This is a genomic window from Streptomyces fuscigenes (assembly GCF_021556455.1).
Lineage (GTDB): Bacteria > Actinomycetota > Actinomycetes > Streptomycetales > Streptomycetaceae > Streptomyces > Streptomyces fuscigenes.
Genome location: NZ_JAKGCV010000039.1, coordinates 1 through 23,624, shown reverse-complemented (window position 1 = coordinate 23,624; position 23,624 = coordinate 1). Strand labels below are relative to the sequence as shown.

Genomic DNA, 23,624 nt, shown 5'->3' with positions numbered 1-23,624 from the left:
GGCGCTCAGCCCACCCCGGCCGCGTGCAGCAGGGAGCCGGCCGCATAGGTGACGGCCATGGCGAGCGCCCCGCCGCCCATGGTGCGCAGCAGCGCGGGGGCGACGGGCGCGGCGCCCAGGCGCGCGCTGCTCCAGCCCGTGAGGGCGAGCGCCGCGAGGACCGACAGCACGGTGACGGCCAGACGCGTCGACGAGGGCGGCAGCACGATCGCGAGCAGCGGCAGCAGGGCTCCCGCCGTGAAGGCGAGGAAGCTCGCGCCCGCCGCATGCCAGGGCTTGGTGAGCGCGTCCGGGTCGATGCCGAGTTCCTCGCTCGCGTGGGCGCGCAGCGCGTCACGGCGGGTCAGCTGCTCGGCCGCCTCGCGCGCGATCTCCGGGGACAGCCCCCGCTCCCTCAGCAGGCCCGCCAGCTCGGCGAGTTCCTCCTCGGGCTGCTCGCGCAGCTCGCGCCGTTCGGCCGCGAGGGCGGCCCGCTGCGCGTCGCGCTGCGTCGAGACGGAGACGTACTCCCCCGCGGCCATCGACATCGACCCGGCCAGCAGGCCCGCGAGACCGGCCGTCAGAAGGGCGGCACGCGACGGTGTCGCGCCGGCCACGCCGACCACCACGCCCGCGGTGGAGACGATGCCGTCGTTGGCGCCGAGCACGGCCGCCCGCAGCCAGTTGAGCCGCGAGCCGAACGCCTCGGCGCGCGGCTCCCGGTGGGTCGCGGGCAGCCCGTACCCGGGCGCCGCCGCGGCGTCCGGGGCCCCGCCGTGCCCCGGCACCGGCGCGCCCGGGTACGCGGAGGCGGGTGTCCCCTCGCGCGGAAGGGCCTGCATGTCCTCGCGGGGGGTCCCCGGCCAGCGCGGTCCGTCGGGCGGGTCGCCGGGCGCCCCGTTCGTGTGCGTCACGGCGCGAGCCTCTCATCCGCGCCCGGCCGAAGTGCCGCACCGTGCGTCCGGGCGGCGCGCGGCGGCCTGGGGGCGCGGGATGCTCGACGTGCGCGCCCCGGGCGGGCGTCGGCGCTGTCGGACCGGGCCCGTATCCTCTGTGACCATGCTCGACGACCGTACGACAGCAGCGCCCTGGCCGGCCGCCTACCCCGAGGGGTACGCGGTCGTCGACGTGGAGACCACCGGTCTCGCCCGCGACGACCGGATCATCTCTGCTGCCGTCTACCGGCTCGACGCGCACGGCGAGGTGCAGGACCACTGGTACACGCTCGTCAACCCGCAGCGCGATCCCGGGCCGGTGTGGATCCACGGTCTGACGAGCGACGTGCTGGAGGCCGCGCCGCTGTTCCCGGACATCGCCGAGGAGTTCGCGAGCCGCCTCGACGGCCGCGTCCTCGTCGCGCACAACGCGGTCTTCGACTGGTCGATGATCGCCCGGGAGTACGCGCGCGCGAGCCTGCCGGTGCCGACCAGGCAGCGGCTGTGCACCATCGCGCTGTCCAAGGAGCTGGCGCTGCCGCTGCCGAATCACAAACTGGAGTCGCTGGCCGCGCACTTCGGCGTGGTGCAGCAGCACGCGCACCACGCACTGGACGACGCCCGGGTGCTCGCGGAGGCGTTCCGGCCCAGTCTCCTGGCGGCCGCGCGCGGGGGCGTGCGGCTGCCGCTGCTGGAGTGCCGGCCGCTGACGGAGTGGTCGGACGGGCCGGCCCGCCCGCGGGTCGGCTACCAGGCTCCCGCCACCCACGGCTACCAGCCGCGCAGTTGGCGGGCGTCGCGCAAGCGGCCGCCGTGCCCGTACCCCAACCCCGGCCGCTACGAGCCGGGCGGGCTGCTGGCGCAGGGGATGCGCGTGGCGTTCTCGGGCGACACCTCGGTCGACCGCGACCTGCTGGAGGACCGGGCGGTGGAGGCGGGGCTGCACGTGGCGACGAGCGTGTCGCGGCTGACGAGCCTGCTGGTGACCAACGATCCCGGCGCGGCCACCTCGAAGGTGGTCAAGGCGGCCTCGTTCGGGACGCCGATGGTGGACGAGGCCGCGTTCAGCCACCTGCTGCGGGACGTGGCGCCCGCGCCGGGGTCTCCGGCCCCGTCCTCTCCCGCCGTCCCTCCCCCGGCGGCGCCGCCGGCCGCGGAGAGCTGAGCCCCGGTCCCGGGCACCGGGCGGACGGGCACGGCTCCGGCGGTCCGGTCCTGCGCGTTCGGCGCGGTATGTTCCGCGCGGTGCGCCGCGTTCCGGGTTCCGCGGTGCGCTCCGGAGGGCGCGGGCCGGGCACGTCCCGCGCGTCCGCCGCCGGTACGGCCGGGTCCGGGGGGCTGCGGCCCGCGTGATAACGATGTCTCCATGGATCTGGGACTGAAGGACCGCGTCTACGTCGTCACCGGCGGGACGCGAGGGCTCGGCAGGGCGGCGGCGCAGGCGCTGACCGCCGACGGCGCGAGGGTCGTGGTGTCCGGCCGCGACGGCAAGGGCGTCGCCGAGGCAGCGGCCGACCTGGGGGCCGGGGCGCTCGGCGTGGCGGCGGACAACGCCGACCCGACGGCTGCCCAACGGCTGATACACGCGGCTCGGGAGCGCTTCGGCCGGTTCGACGGCGTACTGATCAGCGTGGGCGGGCCGCCCGCGGGCGCCGCGGCCGCCACCGGCGACGAGGAGTGGCGCACGTCGTTCGAGTCGGTCTTCCTCGGGGCCGTGCGGATGGCGCGCACCGCGGCGGAGGAGCTCGGCGAGGGCGGGGTCATCGGCTTCGTCCTGTCCGGTTCGGTGTACGAGCCGATACCGGGGCTCACCCTGTCCAACGGCCTGCGGCCCGGCCTGGCGGGCTACGCGAAGTCGCTGGCGGCGGAGCTGGGTCCGCGCGGCATCCGGGTCGTGGGCCTGCTGCCCGCGCGCATCGACACGGACCGGGTGCGGGAGCTGGACGGCCTCTCGGCCGACCCGGCGGCGACCCGCGCGGCCATGTCGGCCCGCATCCCGCTGCAGCGCTACGGCACGGCGGACGAGTTCGGCACGGTGGCCGCGTTCCTGCTCTCGCCGGCCGCTTCGTACCTCACGGGACTGATGGTGCCGGTGGACGGCGGCGCGCTGCACGGGATCTGAGGGGGGGCCGGACCCGGTCCGGGCGCCGGGCGGGGCCCCGGCCGGGTCGCCCTCCGTCCCCGAGGCGGGAACGGCCCACCCCGCCCCGGGAGCGAACGCCCCGGGCGGAACGCCCCACCTGGCGCTACCGCACGCGTTCCGCGCTGTGCCTCGCTGCCCTCAGGCGGATCTCGGCGGGCAGCGAGGCGAGCCCGGCCGATTCGCGCGCGTGCGCGAGGGCCTCGTCCGTGACCCGGCCCAGGGTCGCCTCGGGCGCCGCGTGGGGCTCCAGCAGGACGCGCATGCGCGCGGCGGGCGACCTGCTGCGACGGCCCGTCAGCACGGCCTGGGCGCGTGCCACGCCGTCGTGCGCCTCGGCCTCGCGCTCCAGGACGTCCTCCAGGGCGCGGGCCCGTACCCGCGCGCCCTCGCCGTCGCCGCTGTCGACGAGCACCTCGGGCACCCGGGAGCGCCGCGCCTGCGCGAGCAGCCACCACAGCGAGAGCACGAGCAGGATCGCGAGGGCCGCGATCACCGTGGGCCAGAACCAGCCCTCGCCGCGCCAGCGGAAGCGGTCGGCGTGGCTGAGCAGCGTGTCGTGCGGTCCGCTGTAGGGCCACCAGGACGGTACGGCCCAGCCGGCGCCGACCGCGATCACGACGCCGCCCGCGCACAGCAGGACGAGGCCGATCAGGCCGAGCGCCCACCGGTTGACGGACCGCAGGAGTCGGAACATCGGGCCTCACTCATCCCTTCTTCTGGCGGCGCACCTTGACCGCGACGGGAGGCGGTTTCGCGAGGCCGAGATCGCGCACGCCCGCGTCGAGCGCGTCCTGAAGGTCCGCGCGGACGTCGTCGAGGGGGCGGAAGTGGGACTGCGCGCGGGCCTTCGCCCGGCGCCGCTTCACGCGCACCTTCACGGACTGCACGCCCGCGACCTCCATGGCCCGGTCGCGCAGCACCAGCGCCGCCGCGTCCCGGTCCAGCCCCGCGCGTACCTCGGGGACGCCCCGGCGCATCGGCAGCACGGCGCGCAGGCCGGGGGTGAGCGCGAGCCACAGCAGCCAGACGCCGACCGCCATCGCGAGGGAGCCCCCGATCAGCGCCGCCGTCGACTCGAGCTGCTGACGGGCGAGTTCGCGTGCGAGCCAGCGGCGCCAGTACATGGCGGGCCGGCCGGCGCGCACCGACACCACGTCGTACAGGAGCAGGCCCGACGCGCCGAGCAGGACGGCGGACACGAGGACGGCGGGGAGGCGCCGCGCCGACCAGAAGCGGCCGGCGCGCAGGTTCTCGTACGCGCCCCGGTGGGCGCCCGCGGCATCGGGCCCGTCGTGCCCCGGCACCACCGGCATGGTCCGCGTGGGCCGTTCGTCGCTCATCGGGGCCTCCCCGCCGCCTCGCGCGAATGGACGGAGTGCAGCCGCTCGACCTGCACGTGCACCTCGGGGACGGTCATCCCCGCGAGGTGGTTGACGCGCTCCGCGACGTGGCGGCGCACCTCACCGCACTGCGCGCCGATGTCCGAGGGATAGTCGAGCTCGACCCCGATGCGCACCCGCGCGCGGTTGTGCTGGACGCTGACGACGGCGTGCGGGACGTCGCCGCCCACGGGCACCCCGCGAAAGAGCGCCTCGCGCGCCGCCTGTGCGGCGATCTTCGCGACGACGCGCTCGGCGATGGTGGTCGAGCCGCGGTCCCCCGGTGCCACGTCGCCCGTGTCGCCGGTCTTCTGGAGCGTCGTCACGCCGCGCTCACCGCCGCCTGTCGTCACGGTCGCGGTCCTGGAACCGGTCCCGGTAGCGGTCACCGTTGCCGCGGCCGCGGAAGAAGTCCCCCGCTTCGAGGTCGCCGTCCGCGAACCGTCCGGCCAGGAACCCGATCGCGCCGAGCACGGCCACCACCACGAACGCGCCGAAGCCGCCGAAATACCCGGCGAACCCCAGTGCCATCCCGGCCGCCAGGCCGGCCACCGCCATGCTCATCGCTCACTCCGCTCCCTGTCGAATTCCGCGTGGGTCGATGCCGGGGTCCGCCGCCGCCCGCCGCGCGGTGCGGCGGGCGGCGGCGGACAACCCGTCACTGCACGCGGGTGTCCTGGTCGTCGTCGTCCTCCTCGTCGGGCAGCTTGACGTCGCTGACCGCGATGTTGACCTCGACGACCTCCAGCCCGGCCATGCGCTCCACGGCGGCGATCACGTTCTCGCGCACCTCGCGGGCGACGTCGGCGATCGCGACGCCGTAGTCGACGACGATCTCCAGGTCGAGCGCGGTCTGGACCTCGCCGACCTCGGCCTTGACGCCCCGGGTCACGGACTTCCCGCCGCCCGGGACCCGCTCGCGCATGGCACCGAAGGTCCGGGAGACGCCGCTGCCCATCGCGTGGACGCCGACGACGTCGCGGGCCGCGAGCCCGGCGATCTTCTCCACCACGCCGTCGGCGATGGTGGTCCTGCCGCGCGAGGCGGGGGGCCCGCCGCCGCGCCTGCCGCTCTGCGCGCCGGACGCGCCCGACTGCGCGGTGGACGTCGACGAGGTCGCGCCCGTGGAGGCGGACGACGAGGACGGCGGTGTCGCGCTGGAACCGCCGGCGCCCGTGGAGCCGAACTGGTCACGCGGTGCGTTGTCAGGCATAGCCATTCGTCCCTTTCCGGGCGTTTTGCTGCTCTTGGGCTCACATTAGGTGTGCTTGCCGGACCGCGCGCCGCGGATACGGCAGGGTGGGCCCATGACGACTGCGCACGACACGCACGGCGGCGAGGGGTGGCAGGCGGGGGTACGGCGGCGGCTGGGGCTCGGCAGGCTGCTGCCCCTGGGCTCCGCCGCGGACGGGGCATGGCTCGCGGAGCGCGCGGCGGTGGAGGCGCTGCGGGCGGCCGGTTGGCGGGAGACGGGGGGAGCGGCCCTCCTGGGGCGCGTACGGGTCGGCCCCTCGGACGAGGGGGGCGCTCGGGACGGAGACCCCGACGGCGCCGGCGGGGGCGCCCCCGCGGGCGGGCGGGCTGCGGGAGTCGACACCGGGGAGTCGCCGGTCGCGGCCGCTCTCGCGGTCCCGCCCGTCCCGCCGAGCGCGCTGCCCCCGGGCCCGCTGACGATCGGGGCGGAGTTCGAGGCGGAGCAGGACGAGCCGCTGCCGGCCCTGGCCGAACGCCTGCGGGGCGCGCTGCTGCGCTGCGCGCGCGACACGCTGGGGCTGCCGGTCACGGCGGTCGATCTGCGGGTCACGGGGTTGCGGGACGGTGGCGCGGGGGCCGCCGCGGAGCCCGCGACGGAAAAGTCGGGCCGCGTTGACCCGGACGGGGTACCGGGTGTGACCGACGTACCCGGCGTGGCGGGGCTGACGAGCATTCTGGGGCGCGCGCTCACCCGGACGCCGGAGGGTGACGTACGGGTGGAGCTGGCGACGGCGGACGGCCATCGGGTGCTCGACGTCGCCCGGGCGGTCCGCGGGTCGCTCGCCCGCCGCCGGCCGGAGGCCCGGTCGGTGGCGGTCGTGGTCACGGAGACCGGCGTACGGCCCTGACCCTCCCGGTGCGGCGCGGCCGCGCCCGCCCGGGCGGCCCGTCCGGGCACGAGTCGCCCGCCGGCGGCGTGCGTCCGGTCGGTCGGTCAGTCGGTCAGTCGGTCGGTCGGTCGGTCAGTCGGTCGGTCGGTCGGTCGAACGTGCCGGGGGCGGGCCCGGTGCCGCCGTCGGCCGGCGCGACCACCGTGTGCACTCGGCACACCCGGCGCGAGTCCGGTGTCGGCGCGGTCCCGGACGAACACCGATTTACGGGTGCCGGCGGAATGCGGGCGCCGCGCCGCGAGGGCCTTTCCGCATTCGGATCCCGGGCTCTTTCGAGCCATTGTCCGGACGGCTCCCCCGGCACCGCCGGTTCTCCCGTCGAGTTCCGGCCACCTTGCGCACAAGAACCCATGAATCCGCCCCGCGCCGCGATGGGGAAGCGGTGCGGGGCGGGGTGTCGCGTGGGGTGACACGGCGCGGATCAATCAAACGGCCAGGGGTGACCGGCCGTCCTCCTGCGCGGCGGCGTGTGCGCGGCAGGCCCGTTCTCCCGCCGCCGCGTGGAGACGGGCGGCCCCGGGACGGCGCTCGGGCCGCGGCATCAGTACGAGAGGGTGGTCCGTGCTCCGCTCGCGCTGCCCGCCAGCCACTGCGACCACGACAGGTTGAAGTCCGCGTAGCCGTTGTCGGGCGCCGCCTTGCCGCGGGGCGAGCCGGTGATGGTGATCGGGTCGCCCTGCTTGACGTAGTTGTAGAACCACTTGGCGTCCGCCAGCGACAGGTGCACGCAGCCGTGCGAGCCGACGCTGTGGCCGGGGTACGGGTCGCCGGTCGAGTAGTGCAGGTACGTGCCGGAGTTGGTGAGGTGCACGTCCCAGGGGAGTGTCAGGTCGTAGTAGTCCTTGTCCTTTTTGTCGCAGCTGATGCCGACGCTGCAGGACGTCATGCGGACCTTGGGCTGCTTGTCGATCACGGCCATCGTGCCGTCCCAGGACGGCCAGTCCTTGCTGCCCGCGTCGATCGGCACCGTACGCACCGTGGTGCCGTCCCGGGTGACCTTCATCGTGTGGCCGGTCACCGACACGGTGGCCTCGACGTCGTCCCCGATCGTGAAGGCGTGGTGGTAACTGTGCGTCCCCACCCGGCCGTTGCCGTTGCTCACGCCGGCCAGCTCCGCGTCCACGGACACCTTCGTACCGGAGTGCCAGTAGGTCTTGGGACGCCAGTCGGCCCGGGTGCTGCTCATCCAGTGCCACGCTCCGGTGGTCGGGCGCGAGGCCGAGACCTTGAGGTGCTGCTCCACCGAGGCGCGCGCCGAGGGGGCGACCGGGTTCGTGAAGACGACCGAGACGGGCATGGCCACTCCGACGGTGGCGCCGTCGGTGGGCGTGATGGTGTTGAGCAGCATCGGCGGCGGCTTGGGCGGAGCCTTCGTGGGCTTCGGCTGCGCGGGCACGGCCGGTGCGGACGTCGCGGGCCGGCGCGACGGCGCGGTGCTGGAGGGCGTCGCGGAGGCCGAGGACGAGGGTGAGGCCGAGGCCCCGGAGGGCGAGGGCGCCGCCGAGGCGGCGGCCGCGGGCGCCTGGGCGGAGTGCGTCGTCCGGGCGTCGGCCGAGGCGGTTCCGCCCGCGCCGCACGCCCCCGCCCCCACGAGCACCGTTCCCACCAGGAACGCCGTACCTATGCTGCCTTTGCCACGGCCCATTCTCTCTGCCCCACTCGTGTCATCGCGTCAGAGGTCTGCGATCGCACAACACGGGTCGCGCATCAATCTCCGCGTCACGCATTCAAACCCCTTCAGAGCCTGGCACAGAGCGAGCAAAGGGCATACCAAAACCCGGGTTTCCACAGCAATTCCGGGGCGAGAGTGTTGTCACACCGGAAAGAATTCGGCCACCGCGCGGGCGAGATGAGACGCACGGCGCATTTGATCATTCGAATTGATCTTTGAAATTGATCACGGCGGCACTGGGCATGAGATGCGGCGAGCAGGGCACCGCGCGCCGGCGTCCGTCTTCGCGACGATGTACCGGTTCTCGCGCTGGAGTTTGCGGTAGCTCTCCAGCCTGCGGAACGAGAGCGTCCCGTCGTCGACGGCGGCGAGGACGGCGCAGCCCGGTTCGGCCGTGTGGGCGCAGTCCTGGAACCGGCACGCCTCGGCGAGTCCCTCGATCTCGGCGAAGACCTGCCCGACGCCCGCCTCCGCGTCCCACAGGCCGACACCGCGCAGCCCGGGCGTGTCGATCACCACGCCGCCGCCGGGCAGCGGGATCAGGTTCCGGGTGGTCGTGGTGTGCCGGCCCTTGCCGTCCACGTCGCGCACGGCCTGCACCTGCATGGCGCGGGTGCCGCTCAGCGCGTTGACGAGCGTGGACTTTCCCGCACCCGAGGAGCCGAGCAGAGCGGACGTACCGCCGCCGACCAGTGCCGACAGGACGTCCACGCCGGTTCCGGCCTCGGCGCTGACGGCCACCACGGGAACGCCGGGAGCGGCCGCCTCCACGTCCTGGACCAGGTGCGCGAGGACGGCCGGATCGGGCACGAGGTCCGCCTTGGTCAGGGCGATGACGGGCTGCGCGCCGCTCTCCCAGCCGAGCGCGAGGAGCCTTTCGACGCGGCCGAGGTCGAGTTCGGCGGCGAGCGAGACCGCGACGACCGCGTGGTCGACGTTCGCGGCGAGGATCTGCCCCTCGGACCGCTTGGAGGACGCCGACCGCACGAAGGCGGTGCGGCGGCGCAGGAGCGTACGGACGAACCGGGGATCGCCCGCGGCGTCCACGGCGGCCCAGTCGCCGGTGCAGATGACCCGCAGCGGATCGTGCGGGGTGACGTACGCGGTGTCGGCGTGCACCACGCCGTCGCCGGTGACGAGGTCGCAGCGGCCGCGGTCGACCCTGATCACCCGGCCGGGGACGAGGCCCTGCGCGGCATACGGGGCGAACTCGGCGTCACGGTCGGGGTCCCAGCCCCAGCGCGTCAGTCCACCGCCCGGCGGGACCGGCACGGCCGGCGAGGGCGACGGCGAAGCCGCGGAGGAGGACGACGGCGGAACCGCGGGAGACGGGGACGGAGACGGAGACGAAGGGGACGAGGGAGAGGAGGGAGAAGAGGGTGCGGGAGAGGAGGGTGAGGAGGGTGCGGGAGAGGAGGGAGAGGAGGACGGGACGGACGGGACGGAAGACAAGGGAGACCCTTCGAGAACGGGATGCTGAAGGTCTCCAGGCCGCGGCGGCGCCCACCGGCACCGCGGGGAACGCGGCGCGGTGGCGCGGCGTGCGCGAGTACGGCGGGGCCGGGCCCACGCCGATGTGCTCGGACGCGCGTCGGCGCGGACGGGCACGACCCGCGCACTCCGCGGGTGCGGGGCGGGCGGGTTCAGCGCGGGTGCGCGCCGCAGCGGTGCGGGACGCGCGCCCGGCGGGGCGGGACCGCCGCGTCGGCCGAGCCGGTGGGGCTCGAACGGCGCGCGGGCTCCCGCTCGTTCAGCCGGAGGCCTGGAGGAGGAACACGAACCTGATGCGGGCAGCGCCCGTCGCCATGACAGCCATCGGCGGCGCCTCCTTCGCTCCCGGCCGCGGGCCTTCCGGCCGCACGGCACTTCCTCGACCGCACGCCGTGGCGCCGGTCGTCGTCGTCCCGGGCGGCTGGGCACACCGGGCTCCCGCGGCGGGCCGCCCCTTCAGGGCGCCGCCGAGGACGGGATCACGCTAGGGCCGGCGCTCCGGCGGCGGCAACCGCTTTTCCATCCGTGGCACGCCCGCCGGCCGCACGGCCCCCTCACCTCCGTGTCCCGTCACACGGACGCAGACAGCGCCGGAAAACCGGGCGGCGGGGTTCTGACACCGGCACCGACACCCCGCCGGCCCCGCACCGGCCCCGCGGCCCCGGACACCGACACCGGCACCGGCACCGCCGCCGGCGTACCGGCACACCCGTCCGCGCCCGTGGCGATATCCGCGTACGCAGGTGGACGGTGAGCGCCACTATGCCGCGCTTGCATTAACCCGCGCATGCAATTATTGTCGACGCTCGTAAGGTGCTCACGCTTGAGAAAGGTTCTCCATGCCTCTCGCGCTCCTGGCCCTCGCCATCGGGGCCTTCGGGATCGGCACGACCGAGTTCGTCGTGATGGGGCTGCTGCCGGACATCGCGGGCGACTTCGGCGTGTCCGTGCCCACGGCCGGCTTCCTCGTGACCGGCTACGCGCTCGGCGTGATGCTGGGCGCGCCGCTGATGACGGTGCTCGGCACGAAGATCTCCCGCAGGCGCATGCTGATGCTCCTGATGGGCCTGTTCATCGCGGGGAACGTGCTCTCGGCGGTGGCGCCGGTCTTCGGCGTCATGCTCGTCGGCCGCGTGGTCGCGTCCCTGGCGCACGGCGCGTTCTTCGGCATCGGCTCCGTGGTCGCGGCCGGTCTCGTGGCACCGGAGAAGAAGGCCGGTGCCATCTCGATGATGTTCACCGGCCTGACGGTCGCCAACGTCGTCGGCGTGCCGCTGGGCACGCTCGTGGGCCAGCACACCAGCTGGCGCGTCACGTTCCTGATCGTGGCGGCGCTCGGCGTGCTCGGCCTCGCCGGGATCGCGAAGCTGGTGCCCGACCTGCCCAGGCCGCAGGGCGTGCGGCTGCGGCACGAGGTCGCGGCATTCAGGAACGTGCAGGTGCTGCTGGCGATGGGCATGACCGTCCTCGGCTTCGGGGGCGTCTTCGCCGCCGTCACCTACATCGCGCCGATGATGACGCACGTGGCCGGCTACGCGGAGTCGTCCGTCACCTGGCTGCTCGTCCTGTTCGGGCTCGGCATGGTCGTCGGCAACCTCGTCGGCGGCAGGTTCGCGGACCGCAGGCTGATGCCGATGCTGTACACCGCGCTCGGCGGACTCGCCGTCGTGCTGGCCCTGTTCACCGTCGGCGCGCACGACAGGGCCGCCGCCGCCGTCGCCGTGTTCCTGATCGGCGCGCTCGGCTTCGCGACCGTCCCGCCGCTCCAGAAGCGCGTACTCGACCACGCGCACGGCGCGCCGACCCTGGCGTCGGCCGTGAACATCGGCGCCTTCAACGCGGGCAACGCACTGGCCGCCTGGCTCGGCGGACTGGTCATCTCCGCCGGCGCGGGCTACACCGCGCCCAACTGGGTCGGCGCCGCCCTCGCGGTCGCCGCCCTGGCCCTCGCCCTCGTCTCGTCGGTGCTGGAGCGCCGGCCCGGCGGCGAGGAGCCGCCGGCCGCCGCCGGGCCCGGAGCGCCGGACGAACGCGGGGCCGGCGCAGTCCCGGCCGGGCCGCCGTCCGGGGAGCCCGAAACGGCCCCGGCACCGACCGGCTGAGACGCGGCCGGGAAAGCCCGGCCAGGAGCCGGCAAGGACGCGGCCGGGCCCCGCCTCGGCCCACCAGGCCCGTCCCCCTCCCGGCCCCTCCCCCACCGGTCCCGCATCGACCGGCGCCCCCGCCGGAGCCCGCCCACGACCCAACTCACCTCACCTCACCCCACCTCACCTCAATCGCTTTCGGAGGAGTACACGCAATGTCCACCCACTCGGCACCCGCCGCTTCCGTCCCCACCGTCACCCTGAACAACGGCGTCGAGATGCCGCAGCTCGGGTTCGGCGTCTTCCAGGTCCCCGACGAGGAGACGACCGCCGCGGTCGCCACGGCACTGGAGGCGGGCTACCGCAGCATCGATACGGCGGCCGTCTACGGCAACGAACAGGGCGTGGGCCGGGCCCTCGCCGCCTCGGGCGTCGCCCGCGAGGACCTCTTCGTCACCACGAAGCTCTGGAACGCGGACCAGGGGTCCGAGGCGGCGCTCGCCGGCTTCGACACCTCGCTGCGCAAGCTCGGCCTCGACTACGTCGACCTGTACCTGATCCACTGGCCGGCTCCCGGGCGCGACACCTACGTGGAGACCTGGCACGCGCTGGAGAAGCTGCTGGCCGACGGGCGCGCCCGGGCCATCGGCGTGTCCAACTTCCAGCCCGCGCACCTGCAGCGGCTGCTGGACTCCTCCGCCACGGTTCCGGCGGTCAACCAGGTCGAACTCCACCCCGGTCTGCAGCAGCGCGCCGTACGCGAGTTCGGCGCACGCCACGGCATCGTCACGGAGGCGTGGAGCCCGCTCGCCCAGGGCGCGCTGCTCGCCGAGGACACGGTGACCGCCGTCGCGGAGCGCCACGGCAGGACGCCCGCGCAGGTCGTCCTGCGCTGGCACCTCCAGAGCGGCAACGTCGTGATCCCCAAGTCCGTGACCCCCGAGCGGATCCGGCAGAACCTGGACGTCTTCGGCTTCGAGCTGTCGGAGGCCGACATGGACGCGCTGGCCGCTCTCGACCGCGGCATGCGCACCGGCCCCGACCCGGACACCTTCAACTGAGTCCGCCCTCCCCCGTACCACCGCATCCCCCGAATACGAGGCAACCATGAGCATCTCCGCACTGCTGCCGGGCCGCATCGGCTTCGGCACCGCGCCCCTCGGCAACATGTACCGCGCCATCCCCGACGACGAGGCCCGCGCCACCGTCGACGCCGCCTGGGACCAGGGCATCCGCTACTTCGACACGGCCCCCTTCTACGGCGCCGGGCTGGCCGAACTGCGGCTGGGCGAGGCGCTGTCCGGCCGGCCGCGCGACGCCTACGTCCTCAGCTCCAAGGTCGGGCGCCTCGTCCTCGACGAGGAGGAGACCGGCGGCGACCGCGACATGGGCGAGAAGGGCGGACTCTTCGCGCACGGCCGCCCCAACAAGGTCGTCGACGACTACACGGCCGACGCGACGCTGCGCTCCGTCGAGGACAGCCTGAAGCGGCTGGGCACCGACCGGCTCGACATCGTCTGGGTCCACGACATCGCCCAGGACTTCCACGGCGACCGGTGGCTCAGCCAGTTCGAGACGGCCCGCACCGGCGCGTTCCGCGCCCTCGCGAGGCTGCGCGAGGAGGGTGTGATCAAGGCCTGGGGCATCGGCGTCAACCGGGTGGAGCCGCTGGAGCTGACGCTCGCACTGGACGAGCCCCGCCCCGACGCGTTCCTGCTGGCGGGCCGCTACACGCTGCTCGACCACGAGCGGGCGCTGCAGCGGCTGCTGCCCGCCGCACGGGAGCAGGGCGTCGACATCGTCGCGGGCGGCCCCTACAGCTCCGGTGTGCTGGCCGGCGGCCGCCACTTCGAGTACCAGGACGCGCCGCCGGAGGTCGTCGACCGGGTCGCCCGGATCAGGGCGCTGGCCGAGCGCCACGGCATCCACATCAAGTCGGCCGCGCTGCAGTTCTCCCTGGCGCACCCGGCCGTGGCCGCCGTCATCCCCGGAGCGACCCGGCCGAGCCGGATCGAGGAGGACCTCGCCGCGCTCGACGAGCCGGTGCCCGCGCCCTTCTGGGAGTCGCTGCGCGAGGAGGGTCTGATCGTGCCGGGCGCCCCCACGCCGGGTCACTGACGCGGCCCCGGGGAGGCGCCGTACGTCCCGCCGCTCGCGGCTCCGGGAACCCGATGCGCGCGCCGCGAGCCGCGACGGCGGGCCACGGCGGGTTCGGGCGCCCTACGGGTCACACGGTGCGCACACCGTGTGACCGGTGCTTCCGCCCGACGGGGCGGACACGGGCCGGGCCCGGCGCACGCCGTCTACGGCGGTCGCCGGGCCCGGCCCGTCAGCGGGGTGAGTGCCCGCGTGGGAATGCTCGCCGGCCTTCGCACCGGGACACGGGCGGCGGTGCCGCCCGATGGCCTGGTGCCGGCCGCCGACCATCAGTGCTTGAAGACGTCCTTGCCCTTCTCCTTGGCCTGGCGGGCATCGCCCTTCGACTTCTCGGCCTGGCCCTCGGCCATCATCCGCTCGTTGCCGACCATGCGGCCCGCGGTCTCCTTGGACTTGCCCTTGAGCTGCTCGCCCTTGGCCTTGGCCTTCTGGTTGTCGCTCACGCTGCTCACGTCCTGACGTCTGTCGGAGAAGTGTTGCTGCACTCCGCGTGACCCGGCAGCGGCGGACTAAACACACCTCGCCCCCACTTGTTTCCCGCACGCCCCCCGGGCACCGGGCGCCGCACCTGCGGCCAGGGGCCCGGCCGGACCCGGCCCCGGCCCCGGCGGGGCGGCTCGGGTGTTCAGTCCAGACGGGTGAGGTCGGGGCGCAGCCGGTGCCAGACGGACTGCCGCACCAGCCCGGAAGCCGTCCACCCGGAGAAGGTGATCTCGGCGACCAGGCGCGGCTCGGCCCAGTGCGGCGCCGCCACGTCGACCGGGCCGGCGAAGGGCGAGGTGTCGCGCCGCAGGACGCGGAAGTAGCGGGCGAGCTCGCGGCGCTCGTCGAGGGAAAGCCCCGAGCCGACCGCGCCCGCGTACCGCAGCCCGCCACGGTCCCCGGGGACACCGACGAGGACGGACCCGGGCAGCCCGCCGAGGCCGCCCCTGCCCTCGCTCCAGCCGCCGAGCACCACGTCGAGGGTCACGAGGTGGCGCGTCTTGCGCCAGTGGGGCGAGCGCAGGCCGGGGACGTACGGGGAGGACAGCCGCTTGGCGACGACACCCTCGTAGCCGTGGTCGAGAGTGGCCTGCCAGGCCTCGCGGCCGCGGCCCGCCAGGTGGGCGGGCACGGACCAGTGGCGGCCCTCGCCGAGCCCGAGTCCCGCGAGCAGGCCGCGCCGCTCCTCGTAGGGCACGCGCAGCAGCGACGTGCCGTCGAGCCGCATGACGTCGAACAGGACGAGCCGTACGGGCAGGTCCCGGGCCAGCGCGGCGGCGCGGCGCCGGTCGGTCACACCCATTCTGCGCTGGAGGAGCCCGAAGTCCGGCCGGCCCGCCTCGTCCAGGACGACGACCTCACCGTCCAGCACGGCGTCGCGGCCCCGCAGGAGCGCGCCGAGCGGGGCGAGTTCGGGGTAGCGGGCGGTGATGTCGGTGCCGGTGCGGGCGCCGAGGCGCAGGCCGCCGTCGCCGGTCGTGCCGGCCACGCAGCGCACCCCGTCCCACTTGACCTCGAACGCCCACCCGGCGCTGTCGCGGTCCTCCGGCACGGGCGCCGGGACCGCGAGCATCGGCCGGACGAAGGGCGCGCCTGCCGGTGTCTGCTCCACACCCGATCATCGCCACAGCCCGGGGAGGGCCGCGACCGCTGCGGGCGCCGCCCGTGGCCGGGGCCGCCCCTCCCGCCCCCGTGAGGCCGGGGCGCCCACCGGCCGGATACGGCGGCGGGGCCGCTCCCCGGTCAGACCGTACGGCGCCGCCGCGGGCCCTTCTTCCGGCCCTTTTCCCTGGCTCCGGGAGGCGCGCCGGCCGCGGGCGGGACGGGGACGGGGGCCGCGCGCCGGACGGGGACGGACGCCTTGGCGAGCACCCGCGGCGGGACGTCGGACGTCAGGGACCGCAGGGCCAGCAGCAGGACGCCGATGTCGTCGAGGTAGACGGGGTCGGGCAGCAGGTCCGTGGGCAGCACCAGGTAGACGAGCGCCGCCCAGACCACCCACCGGCGGTTCGTGGGCAGGCCCGCGCGGCGCAGCAGGCGCCGTGTGCGGACGAGGCGCACGGCGAGGGTGATCGCCACCGCGAGCATGGCGATCACTGCCGCGGCGGCCAGTGCGACGAGCGGCCACAGGCCGTGTGTGTCCATGACGGGAGGCTCCTTCCGCTGGACTCACCTGCCGGATACCCCCGAAGTGTGCGCTCAGGCGGGCCCGTTCGCCCCGGGACACGCGCGAGGGGCCGGCCGGCCCGGGGACCGGCCGGCCCCTCGGGCCGGCGTACTGCCGCGTCACGCGGCGACACCGCGGGCCGGGACGGCGCCCGGCAGGAGGTCAGGCGGCGGCAGCGCCGGCCTTGAGGCGGCGGGCGATGCGGACCACGCGCTCGGCCTGCACGCGGGCGGCCTCGCGGGTCTCGTCGTTCACCGGGTTGTTGCCCTGGGCGTCGATGTGCGAGGTGCCGTACGGGTTGCCGTCGGCGAACTTCGCCGGGTCGGTGTAGCCCGGCGCCACGACGATGCCGCCGAAGTGGTGGAAGGAGTTGTAGAGCGCGAGCAGGGTCGACTCCTGGCCGCCGTGCCGGGTCGCGGAGGAGGCGAAGCCGCTGTAGACCTTGTCGGCCAGCTTCCCCTGGCCCCACAGGCCGCCCAGCGTGTCGATGAACTGCTTCAGCTGCGAGGCGACGTTGCCGAAGCGGGTGGGGGTGCCGAAGATCACGGCGTCCGCCCATTCGACGTCGTCCGGCGTGGCCACGGCGATGTCGGCGGTGGCGGCGTGGTTGGCGGCCCAGGCGGGGTTCGAGTCGATCGCGGCCTGGGGGGCGAGCTCGGCCACCCGGCGCAGGCGCACCTCGGCACCCGCCTTCTCGGCGACGTCCGCCAGCACCTTGGCGACCTCGGAGTTGGTGCCGGTCGACGAGTAGTAGACGACGGCGAGCTTGACGGGGTCGGTCATTTTTCTGATGCCTTTCTCAGCCCAGTGGTCAGGGTGGACGCGCCACCGATTTCGGTGACGGTTCAACCAAGTGGTTCAAACATAAACGATGTTCGGGCATTCCCCGTTGTGACGAGGGTCACGGCGCGACGGAGGCGCCGCGGAGCCACCGCGAACGCCGAAGGGTCGACCCCGGCCAAATCAGCGCGCGTAGAACGACCGTGGCGGACCCCCGGCCCGATCCGGCCAAGATCAAAGGACTGGCAAAACGCCGATACGCGCCGTAATCGGACCGTGACCGGGATCCCGGCCCTCGCGGACGTTCGCTTCCGCAGCGCCCCGACTTTGCACACCACCCGCCCGAACGCCCCGCGAGAGGCCGGATTTCGGGCCCCGGAAGGCCGGCGCGCGACCGGGGACCGGAAGTGAGTCTTGTCACCGCAGCAAACGGACCCAAAGATTCAGTCCATGCGATTGACAGGTCCACGGCCAAAAACCGAACAGCCTTGGACGATCGCGCCTCCGCGGCCCGACCACCCGACGGGCCGTCAGCACCCCCACCCAGGAGGATCAGTGACCACCACGCCCCACACCACCCGCGGCACCGTCTCCAGACGCGCCCGCCTCATAGCCGTCGCGACCGGAGTCGTGGCCGTGGCCGCGCTCGCCGCGCCGTCCGCGCTCGCCCAGCCCGCTCCGGTCGCGACCCCCAACGCGACCGCCGCGGCACTGGCCGCCACGAGCAGCGCGGTCGACCAGTCGGCCGCCCCCGGCACCGCCTGGTACACCGACCCGGCCTCCGGCAAGGTCGTCGTCACCGTCGACAAGACCGTCTCGTCCGCCGAGATCGCGAAGATCAAGAGCGCCGTGCCGGACGCGTCGAAGCTCACCGTCAAGCACGCCGCCGGCGAGTTCAAGCCGCTGGTCGCCGCGGGCGACGCCATCCAGAACTCCGAGTTCCGCTGCTCCCTCGGCTTCAACGTCCGCACCGGCAGCACCTACTACGCGCTGACCGCCGGGCACTGCACCGCCGAGGGCGGCACGACCTGGTCGTCGAGCAGCGGCGCCCGCGTCGGCACCACCGCCGACTCGCAGTTCCCGGGCAACGACTACGGCCTGATCAAGCTGAGCAGCGCCGCCACCGCCAACGACGGCCGGGTCGACCTGTACAACGGCTCGTACCAGGACATCACCACGTCGGGCAACGCCACCGTGGGCGAGCGCGTCACGCGCAGCGGCTCGACCTCCGGGGTCCACACCGGCACGGTCCAGGCGCTCAACGCGACGGTCCGCTACGCCGAGGGCACGGTCTCCGGCCTCATCCAGACCAACGTCTGCGCCGAGCCCGGCGACAGCGGCGGCCCGCTCTTCGACGGCAGCAAGGCCCTCGGCCTCACCTCGGGCGGCAGCGGCAACTGCTCGTCCGGCGGCACCACGTTCTTCCAGCCGGTCACCGAGGCGCTCAACGCGTACGGCCTGAGCGTCTTCTAGGCCGCCTCGCGGGCCCGGCCCCCGGCTGATCCCCGGGGTCCGGCCCGTCACCGACGTCGAGGCGCGACCACCACGAGCAGCAGCGCGACCGCCGCGCCGGTGCGTCGGCCGCGAGGTGTGGAAGCTGGGCATCTGCGCGTCGATGCTGAAGGACGCGGGCAGCGAGAGCCCGGCCGCCCGCGTGCGCCGGCAGGCCGTGCAGGACCGGGTCGTCGCGTTCAACGACGTGCTGCGCGACGTGTGCGCGGGCGACGAGCGCTGCCGCTACGACGGCGGTGCGGTGTTCGACTACCGCTTCACGGCGGCGCTGCTCAGCCCCTGGGACCTCTTCCACCCGGGCCGGGCGGGCCAGGGCAGGCTCGCGCAGCTCGCGTACACCCGGATCACGGCGGCGGCACCGGCCGCGTAGGCTGACGGCCCGTGACGAGCGTGGACACGGTGGTGGAGAAGGAAGCCGCGGGCACGGCCCCGGACGGCAGCGGCGTGGAGCGCTGGACGCTGGAGCGCGGCGGGACGCGGGTGCGGCTGCTGACGTACGGCGGGATCGTGCAGTCCGTCGAGGTCCCCGACCGGTCGGGGGAGCGCGCGGACGTGGTGCTCGGCCTCGCCTCGGCCGCCGAGTACGCCGCGTGCCGGGGCCCGTTCCTCGGCGCCCTGATCGGCAGGTACGCGAACCGGATCGCCGGCGGGACCTTCACCCTGGACGGGGTGACGTACGCGCTGCCCCGCAACAACGGCCCCAACTGCCTGCACGGTGGCGCGGAGGGCTTCGACCGCCGGGTGTGGCGGGCGCGGGAGGCGGCGGACGGGGTGCGCCTGTCGCGGGTGAGTCCGGCGGGCGAGGAGGGCTTCCCGGGCCGCCTCGACGTGGCGGTGACGTACACGCTGGACGAGGCGGGCGCGCTGGGCATCGCGTACGACGCGGTGACGGACGCGCCGACCCCGGTGAGCCTCACCAACCACACCTACTGGAACCTGAACGGGGCCGCCTCGGGCCCGGCGGTCGGCCACCACGAACTGCGCCTGGCGGCGGCCCGGATGACGCCGGTGGACGGGACGGGCATCCCCACGGGCGAACTGGTGCCCGTGGCCGGCACCCGGCACGACTTCTCGGCCGCGCGGCCGCTGGACGGCGGGCACGACCACAACTTCGTCCTGGACGGCGGAGCCGGCGGCCCCGCGGCGGAGCTGTACGCGCCGGCGTCCGGCCGGGTCCTGACGATCACGACGACGGAGCCGGGCATCCAGCTGTACACCGCGGACTCCTTCGAACCGTCGGTGCCGTTCGTGGCCGGCGCGGGGGTGGCGCTGGAGACGCAGGCGTTCCCGGACGCGCCGAACCGGCCCGGGTTCCCCTCGGCGATCCTGCGGCCGGGCGAGCGGTACGCGTCGCGGACGACGTACGCCTTCGGGACGCGCTGACGCGGGCCCGCACGGGATGCGCGCGGCCGGGACGCGGCGCGGCCCGCCGGGGTCTCCCCGGCGCGCGCCGGCAGCTTAGCCCGGTCCCGCCCGGGGCGGTCCCCGCGCGTCAGCCGCCGGCGGGACCCGGGTCGCCGCCGCGCAGCAGCGTGAGGAAGTGGCGGAAGACGGTCGGCATGTCGACCGCCTCCGGGTCGAGCAGCCACTGGTACTGCAGGCCGTCCATCACCGCGGTGAGCAGCGGGCCGGCCTGTTCCGGCGTCAGGCCGCTCGGCAGCCGGTCGCCGAACTCGTCGCGCAGCGACTCCGACATGTCGGCCCGCACCTGCTCGTAGCGGTGGGTGAAGAACGCCCGGGCCGGGTGGTCCTCCGTCACGCTCTCGCCGAGCAGTGCCGAGAAGGTCTGCACGATGCCGGGCCGCATGGCGTTGTAGTCGACCAGGGACGTGAGCAGTTCGAGGCGCCAGCCCTCGCGGCGGCGCGCGCCGCCGCCCGTGTCCCAGTGGTCGCGGTCCTCGAGCACCGCGACGAGCAGCGCCTCCTTGGTCGGGAAGTGGTGCAGCAGGCCCTGCTGGGTGAGCCCGACGCGCTCCGCCACCGCCCCGAGGGTCGTGCCGCGGTAGCCGCGTTCCGCGATGACCTCCAGCGCGGCGCGCATGATCTCGGCGCGCCGCTCCTCACTTCTGGCTCTCGCCGCCATCCACCTCGGCCTTCCGGTCGGTCCCTGGACAGGACCGTACGCCATGCGGACACCCTCGTGATTACGAGGTGGTAACGAAGCCTACTCATCTACAAGTTATTGGCTCAGTATGTAATCGTCGGTGGGGCCCCGAACGGTCACGGCCCCGCAGCCACCGGCCCCACCGACCGCACGTCCCCAGCACGGCCTCCCCCGCCTTCCCCCCACCCGTCCCCGCACGTGCTCGCCGCACCCACCTGGCCGCCCGCGCGCCGCAACCCGCTTGCCCCGCCCGGGCGTCCGCACGGACCTCTCCCCCCGCCACCCACCCGTCACCTGGAGGTACGGCCTTGACCGGCGCACCCAGCACCCCCGCCGACGACGACGCCCGCGAAGCGAGCGTCGAGACGGCGCTCGCCAAGCTCGACCTGGACGCGAAGACCCGGCTGCTGGCCGGCCAGGACCAGTGGTCGCTGCCCGCGATCCCCGAGATCGGACTGCCGTCCCTGGTCATGTCCGACGGGCCCGTGGGGGTCCGCGGTGTGCGCTGGACCTCCGAGGACCCGTCCGTGGCGCTGCCCTCGCCCACCGCGCTCGCCGCGAGCTGGGACCCCGCCCTCGCCCGCCGCGCGGGGCACCTGCTCTCGCAGGAGGCCCGCCGCAAGGGCGTGCACGTGCTCCTCGCGCCGACGGTGAACCTGCACCGCTCCCCGCTGGGCGGCCGGCACTTCGAGTCCTACAGCGAGGACCCGTACCTGACCGGCGAGATCGGCACCGGGTACGTGCGGGGCGTGCAGGACGGCGGCGTCGGCACGACGGTCAAGCACTTCGTGGCCAACGACGCCGAGACCGACCGCTTCACGGTCGACAACGTCGTCGCGGCGCGCACGCTGCGCGAGCTGTACCTGGCCCCCTTCGAGGCGATCGTGAAGAACGCCCGGCCGTGGGGCGTGATGGCGGCCTACAACACGGTCAACGGCTCGTCGATGACCGAGCACCGCGAACTCCAGCAGGGCGTGCTGCGGGGCGAGTGGGGCTTCGACGGCTACGTCGTCTCCGACTGGTTGGCCGCCCGCTCCACCGTCGGCGACATCCTCGGCGGCCTCGACGTCGCGATGCCGGGCCCCGAGACCGTCTACGGGGCGAAGCTGGCCGCCGCAGTGCGCGCTGGCGAGGTCGAGGAGTCCGCGGTCGACGCGGCCGTGCGCAACGTGCTGCGGCTCGCCGCGCGCGTCGGCATCCTGCCGGGCGCGCCCGCCGTCGTCACCGAGCCGCCCGCGCGAGTGGACGCCGAGGAGTTGACGCGGGAGATCGCGCGCCGCTCGTTCGTCCTGCTGCGCAACGAGGCCCGCGACGGGCGCCCGACGCTGCCGATCGACCCCGCCCGCACGCCGCGGATCGCGCTGATCGGCGCGTCGGCCCGCGACGCCCGCATCCTCGGCGGCGGCTCGGCCACCGTCTTCCCCGCGCACGTGGTCTCCCCGCTGGACGGCCTGACGGCCGCGCTGCCCGAGGGCTCCGTGTCGTACTCCATCGGCGCCGACCCCAACACCGAACTCGCGCTCGCCACCGAGGGCTTCGACCTCACGGCGACGGCGCGCGCGGCGGACGGCCGGGTCCTCGCGACCGTCGACCTGCCCAACGGCCGGGTCCAGTGGGTCGGCAGCGACCTGCCCGAGGGCGTGACGTACGAGGACCTCCACAGCGTCGAGGTGCACGGGACGTTCACCGCGCGCGACGCGGGCGAGCACTCCTTCGGCACCCGCGGCCTCGGCGGCTTCACGCTGGCCGTGGACGGCGAGGTGCTGTTCGACGGCTTCCAGGACCGCGGCGACTCCTCGGACCCCTTCGAGGCCTTCTTCGGCGCGCAGACCGAGCGCGGCCGGGTCTGCCTCGCGGCCGGGCAGAGCGTGGAGATCTCGCTGCGCGACACGGTCTACAAGATCACCGAGGCGCCGATGAAGGCGATCGGCTTCTCGCTCCTGCACCTCGGGCCCCAGCACGACCCGGACGAGCTGATCGCCGAGGCCGCGCTCGCGGCGGCGGCGGCCGACACCGCCGTCGTCGTCGTGGGCACGACGGAGCGTGTCGAGTCCGAGGGCTTCGACCGCAAGGACCTGCGGCTGCCGGGCCGCCAGGACGACCTCGTGCGGGCCGTCGTCGCGGCGAACCCGCACACCGTGGTCGTCGTCAACAGCGGCTCCCCGGTGGAGATGCCGTGGCGCGAGGACGTCGCGGCGGTGCTGCTGAGCTGGTTCCCCGGCCAGCAGGGCGGCGCCGCGCTCGCCGAGGTGCTGCTCGGCGCCGAGGAGCCGGGCGGCCGCCTGCCCACCACCTGGCCGGTCGCCCTGGCCGACGCGCCCGTCACCGACACGACCCCGACGGACGGCCGGCTCCACTACGAGGAGGGCGTGTTCATCGGCTACCGGGCCTGGGACAGGGCCGGGGCGCGGCCCGCGTACCCCTTCGGGCACGGCCTCGGCTACACCGAGTGGAGCTACGAGACGCTCGACGCGACGCCGACCGAGGTCCGCGTCCGGCTGCGCAACGCGGGCGCGCGGGCGGGCCGCGAGGTCGTCCAGTTCTACGCGGCGCCGGAAGCGGCGGGCGATTCCGCGCCGGAGCGCCCGGCCCGCTGGCTCGTCGGCTTCGCCGCCGTCGAGGCCGCGCCGGGCGAGACGGTCGAGGTGAGCGTGCCGCTGCGGCGCCGCGCCTTCGAGATCTGGGACGAGTCGGCGGATTCCTGGTCGCTGATCGAGGGCAGGTATGAGATCCAGGCGGCGCATTCCCTGACGGATGTCCGCCTGAGCGCCCCGGTGAGCATGGAGCGCTGACCCAGGCCGTACGGCCCCGAGGCGGAACCTGACGCCGCCTCGGGGCCGTATGCGCGTCCTGGGGCCGTCTGCGCCTCCTCGGGCCCTGTGCGCGACCAGGGATTGTCTGCGCGACCAGGGTCGTACGGGCGCCCTTGCGGCCGGAGGCCCGTCCGACCGTCCTTCCGTCCTTCCGTCCTTCCGTCCTTCCGTCCTTCCGTCCTTCCGGTGTCTCAGGAACCGGCGGGGCCCGCCGGCGGGGCGGGCGGCGCGGCCGGCGCACCGGACGCAGCGGAGGGGCCGGACGGGCCGGGGACGGTGCCC

General features: G+C 74.9%; 23 protein-coding genes. 10 read left to right on the top strand and 13 right to left on the bottom strand.

Features of this window, described 5'->3' with window-relative positions:
• Positions 1 to 5: 5 nt before the first annotated feature.
• Entirely contained in the window at positions 6 to 893 is an 888-nt protein-coding gene (locus L1885_RS06675; RefSeq protein WP_308117284.1) for a VIT1/CCC1 transporter family protein, read from the bottom strand.
• A gap of 139 nt (positions 894 to 1,032) precedes the next feature.
• On the opposite strand from L1885_RS06675, the gene L1885_RS06670 reads away from it, so the two are divergent.
• Positions 1,033 to 2,079, top strand: a complete 1,047-nt coding sequence (locus L1885_RS06670) for a DEDDh family exonuclease (RefSeq protein WP_235796045.1) — start codon at positions 1,033 to 1,035, stop codon at positions 2,077 to 2,079.
• Between the two features lie 201 nt (positions 2,080 to 2,280).
• On the top strand, positions 2,281 to 3,036 hold the full coding sequence (locus L1885_RS06665) for an SDR family oxidoreductase (protein ID WP_235796044.1): 756 nt from the start codon (positions 2,281 to 2,283) through the stop codon (positions 3,034 to 3,036).
• A 124-nt stretch (positions 3,037 to 3,160) separates the two neighbouring features.
• On the opposite strand, the gene amaP is transcribed toward L1885_RS06665, so the two are convergent.
• The 5 genes from amaP to L1885_RS06640 all read right to left on the bottom strand — a co-directional run bounded on the left by amaP (position 3,161) and on the right by L1885_RS06640 (position 5,649).
• A complete protein-coding gene (gene amaP, locus L1885_RS06660; RefSeq protein ID WP_235796043.1) occupies positions 3,161 to 3,751 on the bottom strand; it encodes an alkaline shock response membrane anchor protein AmaP in 591 nt (196 codons plus the stop codon).
• A gap of 10 nt (positions 3,752 to 3,761) precedes the next feature.
• Positions 3,762 to 4,397, bottom strand: coding sequence for a DUF6286 domain-containing protein (locus L1885_RS06655; protein WP_235796042.1), 636 nt, complete (start codon positions 4,395 to 4,397; stop codon positions 3,762 to 3,764).
• Positions 4,394 to 4,762, bottom strand: coding sequence for an Asp23/Gls24 family envelope stress response protein (locus tag L1885_RS06650; RefSeq protein ID WP_235796049.1), 369 nt, complete (start codon positions 4,760 to 4,762; stop codon positions 4,394 to 4,396). Before L1885_RS06650 ends, L1885_RS06655 begins: the two co-directional genes overlap by 4 nt.
• 7 nt (positions 4,763 to 4,769) lie before the next feature.
• Positions 4,770 to 5,000: a hypothetical protein gene (locus tag L1885_RS06645; RefSeq protein ID WP_235796041.1), complete on the bottom strand. Its 231-nt coding sequence runs from the start codon at positions 4,998 to 5,000 to the stop codon at positions 4,770 to 4,772.
• Positions 5,001 to 5,094: 94 nt separating this feature from the next.
• Positions 5,095 to 5,649, bottom strand: a complete 555-nt coding sequence (locus tag L1885_RS06640; protein WP_235796040.1) for an Asp23/Gls24 family envelope stress response protein — start codon at positions 5,647 to 5,649, stop codon at positions 5,095 to 5,097.
• Between the two features lie 94 nt (positions 5,650 to 5,743).
• On the opposite strand from L1885_RS06640, the gene L1885_RS06635 reads away from it, so the two are divergent.
• Entirely contained in the window at positions 5,744 to 6,538 is a 795-nt protein-coding gene (locus tag L1885_RS06635) for a hypothetical protein (RefSeq protein WP_235796039.1), read from the top strand.
• Between the two features lie 583 nt (positions 6,539 to 7,121).
• On the opposite strand, the gene L1885_RS06630 is transcribed toward L1885_RS06635, so the two are convergent.
• Entirely contained in the window at positions 7,122 to 8,225 is a 1,104-nt protein-coding gene (locus tag L1885_RS06630) for a L,D-transpeptidase (RefSeq protein WP_235796038.1), read from the bottom strand.
• A 252-nt stretch (positions 8,226 to 8,477) separates the two neighbouring features.
• Positions 8,478 to 9,524, bottom strand: a complete 1,047-nt coding sequence (gene rsgA / locus L1885_RS06625) for a ribosome small subunit-dependent GTPase A (RefSeq protein ID WP_372481874.1) — start codon at positions 9,522 to 9,524, stop codon at positions 8,478 to 8,480.
• Positions 9,525 to 10,582: 1,058 nt separating this feature from the next.
• Between rsgA and L1885_RS06620 the strand changes: the two genes are divergently transcribed.
• The 3 genes from L1885_RS06620 (at position 10,583) to L1885_RS06610 (ending at position 13,945) form a co-directional block, all read left to right on the top strand.
• Positions 10,583 to 11,845 (top strand): MFS transporter, encoded by a 1,263-nt coding sequence (locus tag L1885_RS06620; protein WP_235796037.1) that lies wholly within the window; start codon positions 10,583 to 10,585, stop codon positions 11,843 to 11,845.
• A gap of 197 nt (positions 11,846 to 12,042) precedes the next feature.
• Entirely contained in the window at positions 12,043 to 12,888 is an 846-nt protein-coding gene (locus L1885_RS06615) for an aldo/keto reductase (protein WP_235796036.1), read from the top strand.
• A gap of 46 nt (positions 12,889 to 12,934) precedes the next feature.
• Positions 12,935 to 13,945 carry an aldo/keto reductase gene (locus L1885_RS06610; protein WP_235796035.1) on the top strand — a complete coding sequence of 337 codons (1,011 nt, stop codon included), beginning with the start codon at positions 12,935 to 12,937 and terminating at the stop codon, positions 13,943 to 13,945.
• Positions 13,946 to 14,253: 308 nt separating this feature from the next.
• On the opposite strand, the gene L1885_RS06605 is transcribed toward L1885_RS06610, so the two are convergent.
• The 4 genes from L1885_RS06605 to wrbA form a co-directional block, all read right to left on the bottom strand.
• On the bottom strand, positions 14,254 to 14,427 hold the full coding sequence (locus L1885_RS06605; protein WP_235796034.1) for a CsbD family protein: 174 nt from the start codon (positions 14,425 to 14,427) through the stop codon (positions 14,254 to 14,256).
• 182 nt (positions 14,428 to 14,609) lie between these two features.
• Positions 14,610 to 15,578, bottom strand: a complete 969-nt coding sequence (gene ligD / locus L1885_RS06600; RefSeq protein WP_372481873.1) for a non-homologous end-joining DNA ligase — start codon at positions 15,576 to 15,578, stop codon at positions 14,610 to 14,612.
• Between the two features lie 131 nt (positions 15,579 to 15,709).
• On the bottom strand, positions 15,710 to 16,054 hold the full coding sequence (locus L1885_RS06595) for a YkvA family protein (protein ID WP_372481875.1): 345 nt from the start codon (positions 16,052 to 16,054) through the stop codon (positions 15,710 to 15,712).
• A gap of 241 nt (positions 16,055 to 16,295) precedes the next feature.
• Positions 16,296 to 16,916, bottom strand: coding sequence for an NAD(P)H:quinone oxidoreductase (gene wrbA, locus L1885_RS06590; RefSeq protein WP_235796032.1), 621 nt, complete (start codon positions 16,914 to 16,916; stop codon positions 16,296 to 16,298).
• Between the two features lie 552 nt (positions 16,917 to 17,468).
• Here wrbA and L1885_RS06585 point away from each other — a divergent pair.
• The 3 genes from L1885_RS06585 (at position 17,469) to L1885_RS06575 (ending at position 19,808) form a co-directional block, all read left to right on the top strand.
• On the top strand, positions 17,469 to 18,386 hold the full coding sequence (locus tag L1885_RS06585) for a S1 family peptidase (protein ID WP_235796031.1): 918 nt from the start codon (positions 17,469 to 17,471) through the stop codon (positions 18,384 to 18,386).
• Positions 18,387 to 18,501: 115 nt separating this feature from the next.
• Complete coding sequence (locus L1885_RS06580; protein WP_372481872.1) at positions 18,502 to 18,795, top strand: SGNH/GDSL hydrolase family protein; 294 nt, start codon at positions 18,502 to 18,504, stop codon at positions 18,793 to 18,795.
• 11 nt (positions 18,796 to 18,806) lie between these two features.
• On the top strand, positions 18,807 to 19,808 hold the full coding sequence (locus tag L1885_RS06575) for an aldose epimerase family protein (protein WP_372481871.1): 1,002 nt from the start codon (positions 18,807 to 18,809) through the stop codon (positions 19,806 to 19,808).
• A 109-nt stretch (positions 19,809 to 19,917) separates the two neighbouring features.
• Here L1885_RS06575 and L1885_RS06570 read toward each other — a convergent pair whose 3' ends face one another.
• A complete protein-coding gene (locus L1885_RS06570; protein ID WP_235796030.1) occupies positions 19,918 to 20,508 on the bottom strand; it encodes a TetR/AcrR family transcriptional regulator in 591 nt (196 codons plus the stop codon).
• 329 nt (positions 20,509 to 20,837) lie between these two features.
• Here L1885_RS06570 and L1885_RS06565 point away from each other — a divergent pair, with 329 nt between their 5' ends.
• On the top strand, positions 20,838 to 23,321 hold the full coding sequence (locus tag L1885_RS06565) for a beta-glucosidase (RefSeq protein WP_235796029.1): 2,484 nt from the start codon (positions 20,838 to 20,840) through the stop codon (positions 23,319 to 23,321).
• The last annotated feature ends 303 nt before the right edge of the window (positions 23,322 to 23,624 follow it).

Coding starts and splice junctions, on each gene's coding strand:
- L1885_RS06665 (WP_235796044.1), top strand. CDS start 2,281: ATGGATCTGGGACTGAAGGACCGCGTCTACGTCGTCACCGGCGGGACG.
- amaP (WP_235796043.1), bottom strand. CDS start 3,751: ATGTTCCGACTCCTGCGGTCCGTCAACCGGTGGGCGCTCGGCCTGATC.
- L1885_RS06655 (WP_235796042.1), bottom strand. CDS start 4,397: ATGAGCGACGAACGGCCCACGCGGACCATGCCGGTGGTGCCGGGGCAC.
- L1885_RS06645 (WP_235796041.1), bottom strand. CDS start 5,000: ATGAGCATGGCGGTGGCCGGCCTGGCGGCCGGGATGGCACTGGGGTTC.
- L1885_RS06640 (WP_235796040.1), bottom strand. CDS start 5,649: ATGCCTGACAACGCACCGCGTGACCAGTTCGGCTCCACGGGCGCCGGC.
- L1885_RS06635 (WP_235796039.1), top strand. CDS start 5,744: ATGACGACTGCGCACGACACGCACGGCGGCGAGGGGTGGCAGGCGGGG.
- L1885_RS06630 (WP_235796038.1), bottom strand. CDS start 8,225: ATGGGCCGTGGCAAAGGCAGCATAGGTACGGCGTTCCTGGTGGGAACG.
- L1885_RS06620 (WP_235796037.1), top strand. CDS start 10,583: ATGCCTCTCGCGCTCCTGGCCCTCGCCATCGGGGCCTTCGGGATCGGC.
- L1885_RS06615 (WP_235796036.1), top strand. CDS start 12,043: ATGTCCACCCACTCGGCACCCGCCGCTTCCGTCCCCACCGTCACCCTG.
- L1885_RS06610 (WP_235796035.1), top strand. CDS start 12,935: ATGAGCATCTCCGCACTGCTGCCGGGCCGCATCGGCTTCGGCACCGCG.
- L1885_RS06595 (WP_372481875.1), bottom strand. CDS start 16,054: ATGCTCGCGGTGGCGATCACCCTCGCCGTGCGCCTCGTCCGCACACGG.
- wrbA (WP_235796032.1), bottom strand. CDS start 16,916: ATGACCGACCCCGTCAAGCTCGCCGTCGTCTACTACTCGTCGACCGGC.
- L1885_RS06570 (WP_235796030.1), bottom strand. CDS start 20,508: ATGGCGGCGAGAGCCAGAAGTGAGGAGCGGCGCGCCGAGATCATGCGC.